Genomic DNA, 16256 nt, shown 5'->3' on the forward strand with positions numbered 1-16256 from the left:
AACGGCCTAACGGACGTTATGGAACAACCGACTTCTGCTCCGCGAAGTGACAAGCTGACAAGTGACCGTCCGTCCGCGGCACCAGCTCGGGCACCTCCTCCGCGCACTTCTCCTGCGCTTTCCAGCACCGCGTGCGGAACCGGCACCCGGACGGGGGATCCAGGGGACTCGGCACGTCGCCGGTCAGCCGGATCACCTGGCGGCGGCCGCGCACGGCCGGGTCCGCCACCGGCACCGCGGACAGCAGCGCCTGGGTGTACGGGTGGGACGGTCGTTCGTAGATCTCCTCGTCGGTGCCGACTTCGACGATCTTGCCGAGGTACATCACCGCGACCCGGGTGGACAGGTGGCGCACCACCGACAGGTCGTGCGCGATGAACACGTACGACAGCCCGAACTCGCTCTGCAGGTCGCCGAGCAGGTTCATCACCTGCGCCTGGATGGAGACGTCCAACGCGGACACCGGCTCGTCGCAGATGATCACCTTGGGCCGCAGGGCCAGCGCCCGCGCGATGCCGATGCGCTGGCGCTGCCCGCCGGAGAACTGGTGCGGGTAGCGGTTGAGGTGCTCGGGGTTGAGCCCGACCACGTCCAGCAGCTCACGCACCTTCGCCGCGCGCGACCCCTTCGGCGCGACGTCGGGGTGGATTTCGAAGGGCTCGCCGACGATGTCGCCGACCGTCATCCGCGGGTTGAGCGAGGTGTACGGGTCCTGCAGCACGATCTGGATCTCGCGCCGCAGCTTGCGCAGTTCGGCGCCGCGCATCGAAAAGATGTCGCGGCCTTCGAACTTCGCGGTGCCGGCGGTCGGCTCCTCCAGGCGCATCAGCACCTGGGCCAACGTCGACTTGCCGCAGCCGGATTCGCCGACGACGCCGAGGGTTTCGCCGGGCTGCAGGTCGAACGAAACGCCGTCGACCGCCTTGACCTGCCCGATCGTGCGCTTGAACAGGATGCCGGTGCGCACCGGGAAGTACTTCTTCAGGTCGGTGACCGAGAGGATGGGGTCAGGCACGGGAGTTCACCACCTCTTCGGCGAAGTGGCACGCGCTGGTCCGGCCGAAGCCGATCCCCAGCGGTGGCGGGACTTCCTCGGAACAGCGGGCCTCGGCGCGCTTGCACCGAGGGTGGAACGCGCAGCCGGGCGGGATGTCGAGCAGGCTCGGCGGCAGGCCCTTGATGGTCTCCAGTGTCTGTCCTTTGAGGTCCAGCCGCGGCAGCGAGTCCATCAGCGCGGCGGTGTAGGGGTGGGCCGGGGCGCGGAACAGCTCGACGACGTCGGCCTGCTCGACGATCCGGCCCGCGTACATCACCGCGATCCGGTCGGCGACCTCGGCGACGACCCCGAGGTCGTGGGTGATGAGCACCAGCCCCATCTTGCGCTCGGCCTGGATCTCGGCCAGCAGGTCCATGATCTGGGCCTGCACGGTGACGTCGAGCGCGGTGGTCGGCTCGTCGGCGATGAGCAGGTCGGGGTCGAGCGCGAGCGACATCGCGATCATCGCGCGCTGGCGCATGCCGCCGGAGAACTGGTGCGGGTAGTCCTTGATCCGGCGCTCGGCGGCCGGGATGCGGACGGTGTCGAGGAGTTCGATCGCGCGCTTCCGGGCGTCCTTCTTGGACATCCCGAGCCGGACGCGCAGCTGTTCCTCGATCTGGAAGCCCACGGTGAACACCGGGTTCAGCGCGGAAAGCGCGTCCTGGAAGATCATCGCGACTTCGCTGCCGCGGACTTCGCGGCGCCGTTCCTCCGACGCCGTCAGCAGGTCTTCGCCGCGCCAGCGCACGGCCCCGGCGGTGATCACGCCGGGCGGCATGTCCAGGATGCCCATCACGGTCTGCGCCGTGACGCTCTTCCCGGACCCGGATTCCCCGAGCACGGCCAGGGTTTCCCCGGCGTGCACCGAGTAGCCGACGCCGTTGAGGACGTTCGCCACGCCGTCGGCGGTGCGGAACTCGACGTGCAGATCCTCTACTTCGAGCAGGAGTTCGTTGTCGGACAAGGGGATCTACCTCGACTTCGGATCGAGCGCGTCGCGGATGCCGTCGCCGAGCATCACGAAGGCCAGCACGGTCAGGGTGACGAAGGCACCGGGGAACAGCAGCATGTGCGGGTCGACGCGGAAGTAGTCCCGCGAATCGCTGATCATCACGCCCCACGAGATCACCGGCGGGCGCACCCCGATGCCGAGGTAGGCCAGCGTCGCTTCGGCGCCGATGAACGCGCCGAGCGCGATGGTCGCGTACACCAGCACCGGCGCGATCGTGTTCGGCAGCAGGTGCCGGAAGATGATCCGCGGGGTGCTGGCGCCGAGGCCGCGCGCGGCCTTGACGTAGTCGAGCTGCTTGGCCACCAGCGTCGCCGAGCGCATGATGCGCATGGCCACCGGCCAGCTCAGCACCGCGATCGAGCAGACCACCTGCACGATGATGGTGACCGCGCCGGGGTTCGCGCCGGGCGCGTTGAACGTCGTCAGGATGACGATCGCGCCGAGCACGAACGGCAGGCCGGCGAAGATGTCGCCGAAGCGGGACAGGAGGCTGTCGACGAACCGCCCGTAGTAGCCGGCCAGGATGCCGACGAGCGATCCGAAGAGGACGGTCAGCAGCGTCGAGAAGACCCCGACCAGCAGGGACGCGCGGGCGCCGTAAATGGTGCGCGCGTAGACGTCGTAACCCTGGTTGTCGTAGCCGAACCAGGCGTCCCCGGACGGGCCTTCGTTGGCGTGCGTGAGATCGCTGAAGCCGGCGTCGCGCGAGCTGAACAGACCGGGCGCGATCGCGATCAGCACGATCAGGGCGATGATCACGGCCGAGACGACGAACGCGGGCTTGCGCCGCAGCTGGCGCCAGGCGTCGCCCCACAGGCTGCGGGGCTTCTGCGGGCCCTTGGCGGAGTCGTCGACGCGGGACAGCTCGGCCGCGTCGGCCCCGCCGCCGCCCACCAGGTTCGGGTCAGTCATAGCGGATCCTCGGGTCGAGAACGGCGTACAGCAGGTCGACGATCAGGCTCATCAGCAGGTACACCACCACCAGCAGGACGACGACCCCGACGACGGTCGCGCTCTCCCGGTTCTGGATGCCGCGGAAGATGAGCCCGCCCAGTCCGTTGATGTTGAACACGCCTTCGGTGACGATCGCGCCGCCCATCAGCGCGCCGAGGTCGGTGCCGAGGAACGTGAGCACCGGGATCACCGAGTTGCGCAGCAGGTGGACGCCGACGACGCGGCTGTTCGGCTGGCCCTTCGCGATCGCCGTGCGCACGTAGTCGGCGCGGCGGTTCTCGGCGATGCTCGTTCTCGACAGCCTGGCGACGTAAGCCATCGAGAGGCTGCCGAGCGCGATGCCCGGCACGATCAGCTCGCCGACGCTCGGGTTGTCCGACACGCTGGCTTCGATCAGGCCGAGGCCGTTGCTGCCCAGAGCCAGCTGCAGCACGATCGCGGTGACGAACACCGGCAGCGAGATCAGGAACGTGGTCGAGACCAGCACCAGGTTGTCGAGGAAACCCTTGCCGCGCAGGCCGGTCAACACGCCGGCGGTGAGCCCGATGACCGCCTCGATGACGACCGCGACCACGGCCAGGCGCAACGTGATCGGGTACGACGTCGCGATCAGCTCGCCGACCGAGGTGCCGTTGAAGGTTTCGCCCCAGTCGCCGGTGAACAGGCTCCCGAGGTACTTGAAGTACTGGACGAACACGTTGTCGCCCAGGTGGAACTTCTCCGTCATCTGCGCGATGTAGGCCTGCGGGCAGGCCGTCTGACCGCACTTGCCGGAGAACGGGTCGCCGGGCACGGCCCAGACGAGGACGTAGATCAGGAACGTGGTGCCGAAGAAGACCGGGATCAGCTGGAGCAGCCGTCGCAGGACATAGCGGATCATGACGAGTTCCTAGTGCGCGCCGGCCGTCGTGAGTGTTCAGGGCGGTGGGAACCGCTCTGAACACTCACGACGGCGTGGTGGTGGTTGCGGCAGGTCAGCGCGCCACTACTTCTTCAGGACCTCGATGGACGGGTAGTCCGGCATGCGGCGGAAGTCCAGCGCCGCCGACTTCAGGTTCTTCGACTTCGCCGCGACACCCTTCTCGTCCCACACCGGGATCGAGGGCAGGTCCTTGGCGATCAGGTCCTCGGCCTGCTGGTACAGCTTGACGGCGGCGTCCTTGTCGGCGGTGCCGTCCGCCTGCGCGAGCATCGCGTCGACCTGCGGGTTCGAGTAGTCGGAGTCGTTCGAGGACCCGCCGGTCTTGTAGATCGGGTTGAGGAAGTCCTCGATGGACGGGTAGTCCGCGGACCAGTCCGACCGGCCCATGCCGGTCAGCTTCTTGCCGGTGACGATGCTGCGCCACTGGCCGAAGTCGGTCGCGGGCACGAAGTCGCACTCGACGCCGAGCGTGTTCTTGATGCTGTTGCACGCCGCGACCAGCGGTTCCTTGCGGCCGCCGTCCGCGTTGGACGCGATGGTCAGCTTGCCCTTGAAGCCGGACTTCGCGAAGGCTTCCTTGGCGCCGGCGGGGTCGAACTTGCAGAACTGGCAGACGCCGGGCCGCGCGCCCGGGATGCCCTGCGAGATGTAGCCGTCGGCCGGCACGTAGGTGTCGTTCATGACGGTCTTGGTGATCTGCGCGCGGTCGATCGCCATCGAGATCGCCTTGCGCAGCTCGAGGTTGTCGTAGCCGGGCACGTAGTACGGCACGGCGATGGTGCTGATGCCGAGCAGGTGGCCGGTGACGAGCCGGTCGCCGAGGTCGGCCTTGTACTTGCCGCCCGCGACCGCCGACGGCGGCAGCGCCTCCATGAAGTCGACGCGCCCGCTCAGCAGGTCCTGGTAGGCCGTCTCCTGGCTGGTGTAGATCTTGATGTCGAGGTCCTTGAAGTGGACCTTGTCCTCACCCTTGTAGTCGTCGAAGCGGGTGAGCTTGATGTCCTGGTTCGGCGTCCGCGAGACGAACTTCAGCGGGCCGTTGCCGATCGGGTGCTGCTCGAAGCCCTTGGGGTCCTTGAAGAAGGAGTCCGGCAGCGGCGCGAACGCGGTGTATCCGATCTTGATGGCGAAGACGGAGAACGGCGCGTCCAGCGTCACCTGGAACTCGTAGTCGCCCTTGGTGACCAGGCCGGACATCTTGTCCGTGGCGGGCTTGGCGTTCTCGTCCGCCGGGTGGACGTCCTTGTAGCCCTGGATGTTCGAGAAGAAGTCGGTGTTGAGCTGGCCGTTCTGCGCGTAGGCGCCGTAGTTCCAGGCATCGACGAAGTTGTGCGCCTTCACTTCGGTGCCGTCGTGGAACTTCCAGCCCTGCTTGATCTTGATGTCGTAGACCTTGGAATCGGTCGTGGTGATCGAGTCGGCCATCAGGTTGAACGGCTGTGCGTCCGCTCCCTTGAAGCCGACGAGCGTGGCGAACATCGGCTGGACGGCCTTGGTGCCGCCCAGCTCGTTGGTGTTGGTGGGGACCAGCGAGTTCTGCGGTTCGGTGCCGTAGATGCTGACGGCGCCGTCCGGGTCCGCCCCGCCGGCCCCCGTGGAACTACCCGACCCGCCACCGCACGCGGCGAGCACGAGTGCCAGCGAAGTCATCACCACCGTGGGTCCCCAGAGCCTGCGCGAACGCCGCATGATCCCCTCCATCTCCGTCTGCCCGAAAGGTGAGACGCACGCTATCGGGGGCGGTGAAGCCGATCACAGGATCGCGGTGTTGCAAATCAGTGACGACCGTCAGGACCACCTGGTTGGAGCACAACCAAGGTAGGAAAGCGGATGCTCCGGACGGCCCAGCGCGGACTGCTGGTCATCGGGCGCTCACCCAGGGTTTCCCTTGCGGCACAAGCCCTTTCGAACGTGCGGACGGTCACTCGGATCGGCGGCGGGCACGCACCGGCCGCGGCGTCCCGGCCTGCGGCGCGGGGGCCCGGAGACGGCCCTCTCACCCCGCCCGGGCGGCCTCGCCAAAGGTCATGCGGCGGCCGGGGGTCAGGCGAGGGACAGGGCGATGCCGTCGAGGATGTCGTGCTCGCTGACCACCAGCTCCGTCGGGCCGCCGCGGGCCGCGAGTTGCTCGGCCAGGGTCTGGACCACCACCGCGCCGCCGCCGATGACGTCGACCCGGCCCGGGTGGATCACCGGGTTCGCCGCGCGGGTGGCGTGGTCGCTCTGCAGCAGTTCCGAGGCCAGCCGGTCGATGTCCGCCGGGCTCAGCTTGGACAGGTGGACGCGGTCGCTGTCGTACTCCGACAGTCCCAGCGCGATCGCGGACAGCGTGGTCACCGTGCCGGCCACGCCCATCCACGTGCGCGCGCGAGCGACGTCGACGACGTCGAACGCGTCGGTCAGGACCTTGCCCGCGAGGTCGCGCGCGGTGGCGATCTCGTCGGCGGTCGGCGGGTCGCTCTTCAGCGCGCGCTCGGTGATGCGGACGCAGCCGATGTCGACGGACTTCGCCGCGAGCACCTCGGCCTGCCTGCCGTCCCAGGTGCCGAGGACCAGCTCGGTCGAGCCGCCGCCGACGTCGACCACGACGAACGGGCCGTCGTCCGGGTCCTGCTCCCCGACGGCGCCGGTGAAGCTGAGCCGGGCCTCCTCGTCGCCGCTGATCACTTCGGCCTCGACGCCGAGGGTCTCGCGGGTCATCCGGAAGAAGTCGTCGCGGTTCCTGGCGTCCCGGGTGGCGGAGGTGGCGACCATCCGCACCTTCTCCGCCCCCTTGCGCCGCGCCGCGACCGTGTAGTCGGCGAGCGCGGCCCGCGTGCGTTCGAGGGCTTCGGGCGCGAGCTGCCCGCTGGCGTCGACACCCTGGCCGAGCCGGACGATCCGCATCTCACGGTGCAGGTCGCGCAGGTCGACCGTGCCGTCGTGGCGCGGCGTCAGCTCGGCGACGAGCAGGCGGATGGAGTTGGTCCCACAGTCGATCGCGGCAACACGAGGCATGCGATCACCCTAACCGGCGGGCGTCGTCGTCCCCACGGTCGTGGTCGTGGTGGTCGTCGAGACCGACGTGACCACCTGCCCGCACGTCGGGGCCGGGGTCGTGGCCGGCGGCCCCGTCGTGGATTCCGGCGGCGGCGGGGTGGTGTCCGGCGGCGGCGTGGTCGTCGTGCTGATGACCGTGGTCGTGGTCGTCGTCGTCGTCGGCGAGGCGCACGGCAACGTCGGCTTCGACGTCGGCACGCTCGAGGTGCCCGGCGTGGTCGGCGGCGCGCTCGTCGGTGTCGTGGTCGGCACCGGGGGCGGCGGGACCGACGGCGGTGCCGGGGCCAGCGCGGCGTTCGGGGCGCCGATCGGGACCGTGCTGTCCGGCACCTGCATGATCCCGTTGCGGTAGGCGTCGGCCCACAGGACCACCGTGTTCACGTACGTGTCGGAGTTGTTGTAGCGGTGGATCGCGCCGCGCAGCTGGTCCGGCTTGGCCAGGTCGAACCCGCCGGAGCACAGGTAGCGGCCGGTGGCCAGCGCCGCGTCGTAGATGTTGTTCGGGTCGGACTTGCCGTCGCCGTTGCCGTCCGACGCGTAGCCCTTCCAGGTGCCCGGGATGAACTGGGTCGGGCCGACCGCGCGGTCCCACACCGGGTCGGTGTCGAGCAGGCCCTGGTCGGTGTCCGGGATCGCGGCGAACCCGCCCTGGCCGTTGAGCTGCGGACCGAGGATCGGTTCGCGGGTGGTGCCGCTCGCGTCGACGTAGCCGCCGCGGGCGTGGTTGGACTCGATGCGGCCGATGCTGGCGATCAGGGCCCAGTCGATGTGGCACGCGGCCTGCTCGCGGCCGAGGATGTCGGCGGCGTTCTGGTACGCGGCCAGCGCGGTGGCGGGGATGCCGAGGGGGCCGTCGGGGAGTTCGTACGCCGGGAGCGGCAGCGGGGTGGGCGCGCCGGGGAGGGTGCCGTCGACGGCGATCTGCTGGATGGCGGCGTGGCCGGGGTCGTAGCCCTGGCCGAGCGCGGCGTCGCGGGTGTGGTCACCGCTGCCGCCGAGCCAGCCGAGCGTGCCGCCGCCGGCGAGCAGCGCCGGGATCACCGCGAAGATGCCGGTGATTAGGGGGTACGCCGTGCGGTGCCGGAACCCGAATCTTCGGGTGTAGCTCCCGACTGCGTCTGGCAGTCGCCGCACACGCATGACTCAGAGCCCTCCTGGCCGGATCGATCCCGCTCTCGGGTGACAGCCTGCCCTACCCGAGGCAAGGTTTCACCCCTTCGAGAGTCCCGAAGGAGGTTTTCGCTCACCCAGCCCAGTTATCTCTTCACCAGGCGCGAGCGTTACGCGGCACAGTCCCCCGAGGGCCACCCGTTCGCCTTAAGCAGGGCGAGGGTCTCGTCACCGAACGGGTTCACGCCGGGACCGACCGCCAGCGTGTGGGCCACGTGCACGTGCAGGCACTTGACGCGCCCGGGCATGCCGCCGGCGGTGACCTGGTGCCCGAGCGGCTCGATGGCGTCGCGCTCGGCGAGGTACGTCTCGTGCGTGCGCTGGTACTGCGCGGCCAGCTCGGGGTCGGTGGTGAGCCGGTCGGTCATCTCCTTCATGATCCCGGACGCCTCGATGGTGCCGATCATCGAGTTCAGCTTCGGGCACGTCAGGTAGTAGAGCGTCGGGAACGGGGTGCCGTTCTCCAGCCGCGGACTGGTCTGCACCACCGACGGGTGCCCGCCCGGGCACCGTGCGGCGACGGCGCGCAACGCCCGCGGCGGCCGCCCGAGCTGCTCCGCGATGATCTCGCGGTCGGCTTCGGTGACGGGCTCGAACCGGTGCTGCTGCGCGTTGTCCACGTCGAACAGGTTAGAGCGTGGCCCTCAGCCGCCCGAGACCTGGTTCCAGAGGTTCTCGTACCAGGAGCCGCCCGCCACCTGCTGCTGCCCGGCCGGCGGAGCGGCGTCCGGCGCCTTGTCCTCCGGCAGCTGGACGATGTAGGGCGTCTCGCCCGGCTTGACGTACCGCAGCCGCCGCCGGGCCTCGGCCTCGATCTGCGCGGGGTCGCTCAGCTCCGCCTTGCGGCCCTGGAGCTGAGCGACCTCCTGCTGCAGCTGTGCTTGCTGCGACTGCTGTTCGCGGACCTCGGTCCGCTGGGCGAGGTACGTGCGCAGGGGAACGGCGATGGTGAACGCCAGCGCGCACACCACGATCGCCACCACCGCCGCGCGGCGGGTGGTGGACATGCCGAGCACCTTCGCCGCACCGGACGCGCGCTTCGCCGCCAGGCTCCGGCGCAGCCGGGCCCGGGTGGTGTCCGCGTCGCCGGTGCGGCGCCGCACCGCCTCGGGGCGGCGGGCGGGCGCGGGCCGGTTGGCCCGCGTGGCTCCGCCGCCGCCTCGGCGGTTGCGCGTCGTCCTCCCCCGGTCGGCCATGCCCGGCTCAGCCCTCGGCGCTGAACCGCGGGAAGGCCAGCTCGCCGGCGTACCGGGCGGCGTCGCCGAGGGTCTCCTCGATGCGCAGCAGCTGGTTGTACTTGGCGATCCGCTCGCCGCGGGCCGGGGCACCGGTCTTGATCTGCCCGACGCCGGTGGCGACCGCGAGGTCGGCGATGAACGTGTCTTCGGTCTCGCCGGAGCGGTGGCTCATCATCGACTTGTAGCCGAACGACGTGGCCAGCGAGATCGCGTCGAGCGTCTCGGACAGGGTGCCGATCTGGTTGACCTTCACCAGCAGCGCGTTCGCGGCGCGGCGGGTGATGCCCTCTTCGAGGCGGTCCGGGTTGGTGACGAACAGGTCGTCGCCGACGATCTGGACCTTCTCGCCGATCTCGGCGGTCAGGGTGACCCAGCCGTCCCAGTCGTCCTCGCTCAGCGGGTCCTCGATGGAGACCATCGGGTAGTCGCGGATCAGCTCGGCGTAGTACGCCGACATCTGCTCGGCGCTCTTCTTGCTGCCTTCGAAGGTGTACGCGCCGTCGGCGAAGAACTCCGTCGCGGCGACGTCCAGCGCGAGCGCGACGTCGCGGCCCGGGGCGTAGCCGGCCTTCTCGATGGCCTGCAGGATCAGGTCGAGCGCCTCGCGGTTGTTCGCCAGGTTCGGCGCGAAGCCGCCTTCGTCGCCCAGACCGGTCGAAAGGCCGCGGCCTTTCAGCACCGACTTCAGCGAGTGGTAGACCTCGGCGCCCCAGCGCAGGGCCTCGCGGAAGGTCTCCGCGCCGATCGGCGCGATCATGAACTCCTGCACGTCGACGTTGCTGTCCGCGTGCGAACCGCCGTTGAGGATGTTCAGCATCGGGACCGGCAGCACGTGCGCGTTCGGGCCGCCCAGGTAGCGGAACAGCTCCAGCTCGGCCGACTCGGCGGCGGCCTTCGCGACGGCCAGCGAGACGCCGAGGATGGCGTTCGCGCCGAGGCGGGACTTCGCCGGCGTGCCGTCGAGGTCGACCAGCTTCTGGTCGACGATCCGCTGGTCGACGGCTTCGATGCCGACCATCTCCGGGCCGATCTCGTCGAGCACCGCGGCGACCGCGCGCTCGACGCCCTTGCCGTTGTAGCGGCCGGTGTCACCGTCCCGCAGCTCGACCGCTTCGTGCTCACCGGTCGACGCACCCGACGGGACCGCGGCCCGCGCCAGGGTGCCGTCGTCGAGAGCCACCTCCACCTCGACCGTCGGGTTGCCGCGCGAGTCCAGAATCTCGCGCGCGCCTACCTGCTCGATGAGAGCCACGCCATGCTCCTCGGTGCGTCGTGCCTGCGGGTTCGCGCCCAGCCTAGCCGTCGCCGCAGTTCACCCGTTGGAGGCACGGCCGGTCACTCACCCGTCGGTGCGGATCGCCTGCCAGCCCGGCGGCAGCTCCACGGTCTCCGAAGTCTGCTGCCAGAAGGTCCAGCTGTTGCCGCCGAGATCGGCGACGGTGAACACCCGGGCGCCGTAGGGCTGGTCCTGCGGCGGGTCCAGCTCGCCCTCGTCCCCGAGCGCGGCCTCGATCCGCCCGAAGTGCGCGTCGACGTCGTCGACGTAGAGGATGTTGAGCTGGCCGACCGGCCCGTCGACGCCCTTGGCCTGCCAGTAGTCCGCCCCGACGCCGGCGATCTGGATCCGCGCGTCGCCCGCGCGGAGGGTCGCCTGGAAGACCTCGCCGGACGCGTCGCTGAACCGGACTTCCTCGGCGAACCCGAAGACCCTGGTCAGCCACGCGAGCGCCGCGGTGGCGTCGGCGTAGTAGAGGTAGGGCGCCAGGCCCCGGTAGCCGCTGCTCATGGCGGCACAGTCCATCACGTCCCGTTCGCCAGGCGTGTGCATCCCCCTCCTCCGGGGTAACGTGGGAGTGACCATGACGGACGCCGCAGCTGCTTCGCAGCCTCCCGAGGAGTCGCGGTTCCATGCCTTCCGCCAGGCCGAAGACCTGGTCGCGCGCCGCCGTCCGCTGGACGCGCTGAAGGTGCTGCAGCCCGTGCTGGAGTCCGAGGACGACAAGCCGTCGGTCCACCTCCTGGCCGGGCGCGCGTACTTCCACTCCGCGCAGTTGCGGCGCGCCGAGCGGGCGTTCACCCGGGTGCTGGAACTGGACCCGACCGACCACTACGCGCGGTTCATCCTGGGCCGGACCCTGCAGCGCCTCGGCCGGTTCGTCGAGGCGCTGGCCCAGATCCGGATGGCGTCGGCGATGAACCCGGTGCCGGAGTACCTCGAAGCGGCCAACGAGGTCAAGGCGCGGATCGCGCTGCGCGACTCCTGACGCCAGGGCCGTTCGGCCCGTCGCGGATCAGACTTTCGGCCGATCGGGCCGGGCCCGTCGGCCGATCCGCGAACCCCCTCCCGGCGGCGATGCTGGTTCCAGACCGGAACAGGGAGGAACCGAAATGTCGATCTTCACCACACTGGGTGCTTACGCCGGGGTCCTGCTGCTCGTGCTGATGGCCGTCACGCCGTTCTTGGCCGACAGGGAGCTCTAAGGCGCGACGCTCGCTTCGGCGTAGGCGTCCGCCGCGCTGAAGACGTCCTGCCCGTAGGCGACCGCCTGGTTGTAGAACAGGATCGCCCGCCACCAGCCGGCCGGCGTGCCGAGGTCGTCGCCGCCCGAGCAGAGGAAACGGGCCGCCGTGAAGGCCGCGTCGTCGACGTTCTGCGGGTCCGGCGCGCCGCCGTCGCCGTTCGCCCGCTCCTGGTACTTCTTCCACGTCGACGGCAAGAACTGCATCGGGCCGATCGCGTGGTCCCACGCCTTGTCGCCGTCGAGCTTGCCGCCGTCGGAGTCGTGCACCGCCGGGACGCCGGGCGAGCCGTCGAGGGGCGGGCCGACCACCGGCTTCACCAGCCGGCCGCTCGCGCTGATCGCCGAGAGGTCGAAGTCCCCGCGCTCGGTCTCGACCCGGCCGATGCCCGCGAGCGTCGCCCACGAGAGGTGGCACGACGCCTTCTGACGCTGCATCCACATTTCCGCCCGCCCGTACGCGGCGACCACGCGCGCCGGGATGTGCGTCTTGCCCGCGACGCGGGTCGCCCACGCGTCCAGCTCGGCCTGGTCCGACACCTGCGGCCGGTCGACGGGGGCGGCGAGCCCGGCCCGCGGCGCTTCGGCGCCGGGCTGCGGGCGCTGCTGCGGGATGGCCAGCACCGGCTGGACGGCCGGCGGCTCGGCCGGCGCGTCCGGGTTCTGGACGCCGATGGTGACGACCAGGACCACGCCGGTGACCACGAGCCCGAGCGAAAGGGCGATCCGGCCGACGTACCGCCTCGGCGGGCCGCCCGGGGGCGACGACGGAGACGTGACGGTCGACTCAGCGGTTTCGGCCACCCGATCAGGTTACGGAGCCACTCAAGAGGGACCCCCGGCCGCCTGACCAGGCAAGCGGAGGGTTAAAACAGGTCAGCTGCCAGCGACATCACAAATTTCGTTATCGAGTCGACGCGCAGGGCCCTGACCTGCGGTTACCCTAACCTAACTTCACGGTCGCGTCCCTTTTGCCCGGTTGTATCGTTTCGAGCCGACGTACGCTGGCTGGACTTACAGGTGAGCCTTACCTAAAAACTTCCTGGAGCGAGCAGAAACTCAGGGAGGCGGAACCGTGTTGTTCTCGAGTGCGCTGATCGGGCTGCGCGAAGGCCTGGAGGCCGCGCTGGTCGTCAGCATCCTCGTGGCCTTCCTCGTGAAGACCGACCGGCGGCACGCGCTGCGCTGGGTGTGGCCCGGTGTCGGGGCCGCGGTGCTGCTGTCGGTCGCCGTCGGCGCGATCCTCACCTACACGACCGCGCAGCTGTCGTTCGAGCACCAGGAGCTGCTCGGCGGGAGCCTCTCGATCGTCGCCGTCGTGTTCGTCACCGCGATGATCTTCTGGATGCGCAAGGCGTCGAAGAGCATCGCCGCCGAGCTGCGCGGGAAGATGGACGACGCGCTGGACGTCGGCCCGGCGGCCGTGCTGCTGCTGTCGTTCCTCGCGGTCGGGCGCGAAGGCCTGGAGACCGCGGTGTTCTTCTACTCCGCCGTCCAGACCGCGCAGTCGGACACCGTGCAGCCGCTGATCGGCTTCGCCGCCGGCATCCTCGCCGCGGTGGTCCTCGCCTGGCTGCTCTACAAGGGCGCCGTCCGGTTCAACCTGGGCAAGTTCTTCACGATCACCGGCGTCCTGCTCGTGTTCGTCGCCGCGGGCGTGCTCGGCTACGGCCTGCACGACCTGCAAGAGGCCGCGTTCCTGCCGGGCATCGGCACCCTGGCGTTCGACGCTTCGGCGACGCTGCCCGAGACGTCCTGGTACGGCGCCCTGCTCAAGGGCATCTTCAACTATTCGCAGCAGACGACCGTGCTTCAGGCCATCGCGTGGGTCGCCTACGTCGTCATCGTGCTGCCCCTTTTCCTCAAGCCCAGCAAGAAGACCGCGCCGGTCCCCGCCGCCGCGGCCGCCTCGAAGGAGTGACCGTGCGCAAGACCCCCTCGCTGGCCGTACTGGCCGGCGCCGCCGTGCTGGTGACGCTCGCCGCGTGCGACAGCAAGAGCGACACCGCGGGCGCCACCGCGGACGGCGGCCCGATCAAGGTGTCGGCGTCCGACACCGCGTGCGAGGTTTCCGCCACCACGGCCGGCGCGGGCAACGTGACCTTCGAGATCACCAACAAGGGCACCAAGGTCACCGAGTTCTACCTCTACGCCGAGGGCGACCGGATCATGGGCGAGGTCGAGAACATCGCGCCCGGGCTGAACCGGCGGCTGATCGTCGAGGTCGCCGACGCCGGCAAGTACCAGACCGCGTGCAAGCCGGGCATGGCCGGCGCCGGCATCCGCGGCGACTTCACCGTCACCGGCGGCGTCGCGAAGCAGAACGACGCCAACGCGCAGAAGGCGCAGGCGACCAAGAGCTACGCCGACTACATCGCGAACAACACCGCCGCGCTCGAGGAGGAGACGGCCAAGTTCGCCGGCCTCGTCAAGACGGGCAAGGTCGACGAGGCGAAGGCCGCGTACGCCCGCACGCGCGTCTACTACGAGCGCATCGAGCCGGTGGCCGAGAAGTTCGGCGACCTCGACCCGGCCATCGACGTCCGCGAGGCCGACCTCGAACCGGGCCAGAAGTTCACCGGCTTCCACCGGCTCGAGAAGGACCTCTTCGTCTCCGGCCCGCAGGCCGACACCCCGCAGATCGCGGACAAGCTGCTGACCGACGTCAAGGACCTGGTCGCCAAGTCCAAGACCCTCGAGCTGACCGCGCTCGACCTCGCGAACGGCGCCAAGGGCCTGCTCGACGAGGTCGCGACCGGCAAGATCACCGGCGAGGAGGAGACCTTCTCGCACACCGACCTCTGGGACTTCCAGGCCAACCTGGACGGTTCGAAGGGCGCGATCACGTCGCTGCGGCCGATCCTGCAGGCGAAGGACGCCGCGCTGACGTCCACTTTGGACAAGGAGTTCGCGAACGTCCAGGGCCTGCTGGACAAGCAGCGCGTGGGTGACGGCTTCAAGCTCTACACCGACCTTTCCCAGGACCAGGTCAAGGAGTTCGCTTCGGCCGTCGACGCGCTGAGCGAGCCGCTGAGCAAGGTTGCGGAGGTCGTCTCGAAGTGACGTCGGCAGAGGGCACGCGGGTTTCGCGGCGGAAGCTGTTCGGCCTGGCGGGCGCGGGTGTCGCGCTCGCCGGGGCGGGCGCCGCCGCCGGCATCGGGATCGACAAGGCGACGAGCGGCAACGCCGAGGCGTCGGTGAACACCGTCGACTTCCACGGCGAGCACCAGGCGGGGATCGTCACGCCGGCGCAGGCGAACCTGCACTTCGTGGCTTTGGATGTGACAGCCCCCGACCGCGAAAAGCTGCGGCAGCTGCTGAAGACGTGGACCGACGCCGCCCGCCGGATGACCGCCGGCCAGGAGGTCGTGGCGGGCGGCGCGATCGACGGCGGCCAGTACGCCCCGCCGGGCGACACCGGCGAGGCGCTCGACCTGCCGGCCGCGAACCTGACGCTGACCATCGGCTTCGGGCCGTCGCTGTTCGACGGCCGGTTCGGGCTGGCGGGCAAGCGGCCGCCGCAGCTGATCGACCTGCCGCTGTTCCCGAAGGACAAGCTCGACCCGGCCCGCAGCGGCGGCGACCTGTGCATCCAGGCCTGCGCGGACGACCCGCAGGTCGCGGTGCACGCGGTCCGCAACCTGGTGCGCCTCGGCTTCGGCGTCACCGAGGTCCGCTGGTCGCAGCTCGGGTTCGGCCGCAGCTCGTCGACGTCCCGGGCGCAGGCGACCCCGCGGAACCTGTTCGGCTTCAAGGACGGCACGAACAACATCAAGTCCGAGGACACCGACATCCTGCGCGACCAGGTGTGGGCCGAAGCCGCGGACGGCCCGGCCTGGATGGCCGGCGGCTCGTACCTGGTGGCGCGCCGGATCCGGATGCACATCGAGACCTGGGACCGCGAGTCCCTGGACGGCCAGCAGAAGATCATCGGCCGCGCGAAGGGCACCGGCGCCCCGCTGGGCCAGGCCGCGGAGTTCGACGAGCTGGACCTCGACGTCGGCGGCGCGGGCGGCGAGAAGGTGATCGCGGAGGACGCCCACGTCCGGCTGGCCTCGCACCAGGCCCTGAACGGCGTCCGCATCCTGCGCCGCGGCTACAACTTCGTCGACGGTTCCGACGGCGTCGGGCACCTGGAGGCGGGGCTGTTCTTCCTGGCGTTCAACCGGGACACGCGCAAGCAGTACGTCCCGATGCAGCAGGCGCTGTCGTCGAAGGACGCGATGATGGAGTACGTCCAGCACACGGGCTCGGCGCACTTCGCGATCCCGCCGGGCGTGACCCGTGAATCGAGCTGGGCGGACGCCCTGTTTTCCTAAGGGCTTTAGGCTGAGCTACACTCTCGTTAGGCAAAAGGGAGTGA

The 16256-nt window shown here is 70.0% G+C and carries 16 protein-coding genes; 4 read left to right on the top strand and 12 right to left on the bottom strand.

The annotated features are described in order from the left end of the window. Positions 1–16 precede the first annotated feature (16 nt). The 11 genes from ACLJQM_RS46160 to ACLJQM_RS46210 all read right to left on the bottom strand — a co-directional run bounded on the left by ACLJQM_RS46160 (position 17) and on the right by ACLJQM_RS46210 (position 11160). Positions 17–1015, bottom strand: coding sequence for an ABC transporter ATP-binding protein (locus ACLJQM_RS46160; protein ID WP_247018375.1), 999 nt, complete (start codon positions 1013–1015; stop codon positions 17–19). Beyond that, positions 1008–2003, bottom strand: a complete 996-nt coding sequence (locus ACLJQM_RS46165) for an ABC transporter ATP-binding protein (RefSeq protein ID WP_247018373.1) — start codon at positions 2001–2003, stop codon at positions 1008–1010. The genes ACLJQM_RS46160 and ACLJQM_RS46165 overlap by 8 nt, the downstream gene beginning before the upstream one ends. A gap of 6 nt (positions 2004–2009) precedes the next feature. Continuing rightward, positions 2010–2963: an ABC transporter permease gene (locus tag ACLJQM_RS46170; protein ID WP_410636423.1), complete on the bottom strand. Its 954-nt coding sequence runs from the start codon at positions 2961–2963 to the stop codon at positions 2010–2012. Beyond that, complete coding sequence (locus ACLJQM_RS46175) at positions 2956–3885, bottom strand: ABC transporter permease (RefSeq protein ID WP_247018370.1); 930 nt, start codon at positions 3883–3885, stop codon at positions 2956–2958. The genes ACLJQM_RS46170 and ACLJQM_RS46175 overlap by 8 nt, the downstream gene beginning before the upstream one ends. Before the next feature lie 105 nt (positions 3886–3990). Then, complete coding sequence (locus tag ACLJQM_RS46180) at positions 3991–5616, bottom strand: ABC transporter substrate-binding protein (RefSeq protein WP_410636424.1); 1626 nt, start codon at positions 5614–5616, stop codon at positions 3991–3993. A 354-nt stretch (positions 5617–5970) separates the two neighbouring features. Continuing rightward, positions 5971–6924: a Ppx/GppA phosphatase family protein gene (locus ACLJQM_RS46185; RefSeq protein WP_247018367.1), complete on the bottom strand. Its 954-nt coding sequence runs from the start codon at positions 6922–6924 to the stop codon at positions 5971–5973. 9 nt (positions 6925–6933) lie between these two features. Next, positions 6934–8106: a lytic transglycosylase domain-containing protein gene (locus tag ACLJQM_RS46190; RefSeq protein ID WP_410636425.1), complete on the bottom strand. Its 1173-nt coding sequence runs from the start codon at positions 8104–8106 to the stop codon at positions 6934–6936. A 140-nt stretch (positions 8107–8246) separates the two neighbouring features. Continuing rightward, positions 8247–8756, bottom strand: a complete 510-nt coding sequence (locus ACLJQM_RS46195) for a DUF501 domain-containing protein (RefSeq protein WP_247018365.1) — start codon at positions 8754–8756, stop codon at positions 8247–8249. 24 nt (positions 8757–8780) lie between these two features. Next, entirely contained in the window at positions 8781–9143 is a 363-nt protein-coding gene (locus tag ACLJQM_RS46200; RefSeq protein ID WP_247025509.1) for an FtsB family cell division protein, read from the bottom strand. A gap of 196 nt (positions 9144–9339) precedes the next feature. Next, positions 9340–10626, bottom strand: a complete 1287-nt coding sequence (eno, locus tag ACLJQM_RS46205; protein WP_247018364.1) for a phosphopyruvate hydratase — start codon at positions 10624–10626, stop codon at positions 9340–9342. Positions 10627–10713: 87 nt separating this feature from the next. Beyond that, positions 10714–11160, bottom strand: coding sequence for a VOC family protein (locus ACLJQM_RS46210; protein ID WP_247018363.1), 447 nt, complete (start codon positions 11158–11160; stop codon positions 10714–10716). A 73-nt stretch (positions 11161–11233) separates the two neighbouring features. On the opposite strand from ACLJQM_RS46210, the gene ACLJQM_RS46215 reads away from it, so the two are divergent. Then, positions 11234–11638, top strand: coding sequence for a tetratricopeptide repeat protein (locus ACLJQM_RS46215; protein WP_247018362.1), 405 nt, complete (start codon positions 11234–11236; stop codon positions 11636–11638). A 213-nt stretch (positions 11639–11851) separates the two neighbouring features. Here the strand turns inward: ACLJQM_RS46215 and ACLJQM_RS46220 are convergent, their stop codons facing one another. Beyond that, the gene (locus tag ACLJQM_RS46220) at positions 11852–12598 is read right to left on the bottom strand and encodes a murein transglycosylase (protein ID WP_410636449.1); all 747 of its coding nucleotides are present in this window, start codon (positions 12596–12598) and stop codon (positions 11852–11854) included. Between the two features lie 370 nt (positions 12599–12968). Between ACLJQM_RS46220 and efeU the strand changes: the two genes are divergently transcribed. From efeU to efeB, 3 genes are read left to right on the top strand one after another with little or no spacing between them, the layout of a single operon-like run. Continuing rightward, positions 12969–13814: an iron uptake transporter permease EfeU gene (gene efeU / locus ACLJQM_RS46225; protein ID WP_410636426.1), complete on the top strand. Its 846-nt coding sequence runs from the start codon at positions 12969–12971 to the stop codon at positions 13812–13814. After that, entirely contained in the window at positions 13811–14956 is a 1146-nt protein-coding gene (gene efeO, locus ACLJQM_RS46230; protein WP_360783236.1) for an iron uptake system protein EfeO, read from the top strand. Before efeU ends, efeO begins: the two co-directional genes overlap by 4 nt. Next, positions 14953–16212 carry an iron uptake transporter deferrochelatase/peroxidase subunit gene (gene efeB / locus ACLJQM_RS46235; RefSeq protein WP_247018356.1) on the top strand — a complete coding sequence of 420 codons (1260 nt, stop codon included), beginning with the start codon at positions 14953–14955 and terminating at the stop codon, positions 16210–16212. Before efeO ends, efeB begins: the two co-directional genes overlap by 4 nt. The last annotated feature ends 44 nt before the right edge of the window (positions 16213–16256 follow it).

It is taken from the genome of Amycolatopsis sp. cmx-4-83, from assembly GCF_046548815.1.
Classification (GTDB): domain Bacteria; phylum Actinomycetota; class Actinomycetes; order Mycobacteriales; family Pseudonocardiaceae; genus Amycolatopsis; species Amycolatopsis pretoriensis_A.

What these genes read in the sequence shown, in the direction of transcription:
- ACLJQM_RS46170 (WP_410636423.1), bottom strand. Translation starts at nt 2,963, where the DNA reads ATGACTGACCCGAACCTGGTGGGCGGCGGCGGGGCCGACGCGGCCGAG.
- ACLJQM_RS46175 (WP_247018370.1), bottom strand. Translation starts at nt 3,885, where the DNA reads ATGATCCGCTATGTCCTGCGACGGCTGCTCCAGCTGATCCCGGTCTTC.
- ACLJQM_RS46180 (WP_410636424.1), bottom strand. Translation starts at nt 5,616, where the DNA reads ATGCGGCGTTCGCGCAGGCTCTGGGGACCCACGGTGGTGATGACTTCG.
- ACLJQM_RS46185 (WP_247018367.1), bottom strand. Translation starts at nt 6,924, where the DNA reads ATGCCTCGTGTTGCCGCGATCGACTGTGGGACCAACTCCATCCGCCTG.
- ACLJQM_RS46190 (WP_410636425.1), bottom strand. Translation starts at nt 8,106, where the DNA reads ATGCGTGTGCGGCGACTGCCAGACGCAGTCGGGAGCTACACCCGAAGA.
- ACLJQM_RS46200 (WP_247025509.1), bottom strand. Translation starts at nt 9,143, where the DNA reads ATGTCCACCACCCGCCGCGCGGCGGTGGTGGCGATCGTGGTGTGCGCG.
- ACLJQM_RS46210 (WP_247018363.1), bottom strand. Translation starts at nt 11,160, where the DNA reads ATGAGCAGCGGCTACCGGGGCCTGGCGCCCTACCTCTACTACGCCGAC.
- ACLJQM_RS46215 (WP_247018362.1), top strand. Translation starts at nt 11,234, where the DNA reads ATGACGGACGCCGCAGCTGCTTCGCAGCCTCCCGAGGAGTCGCGGTTC.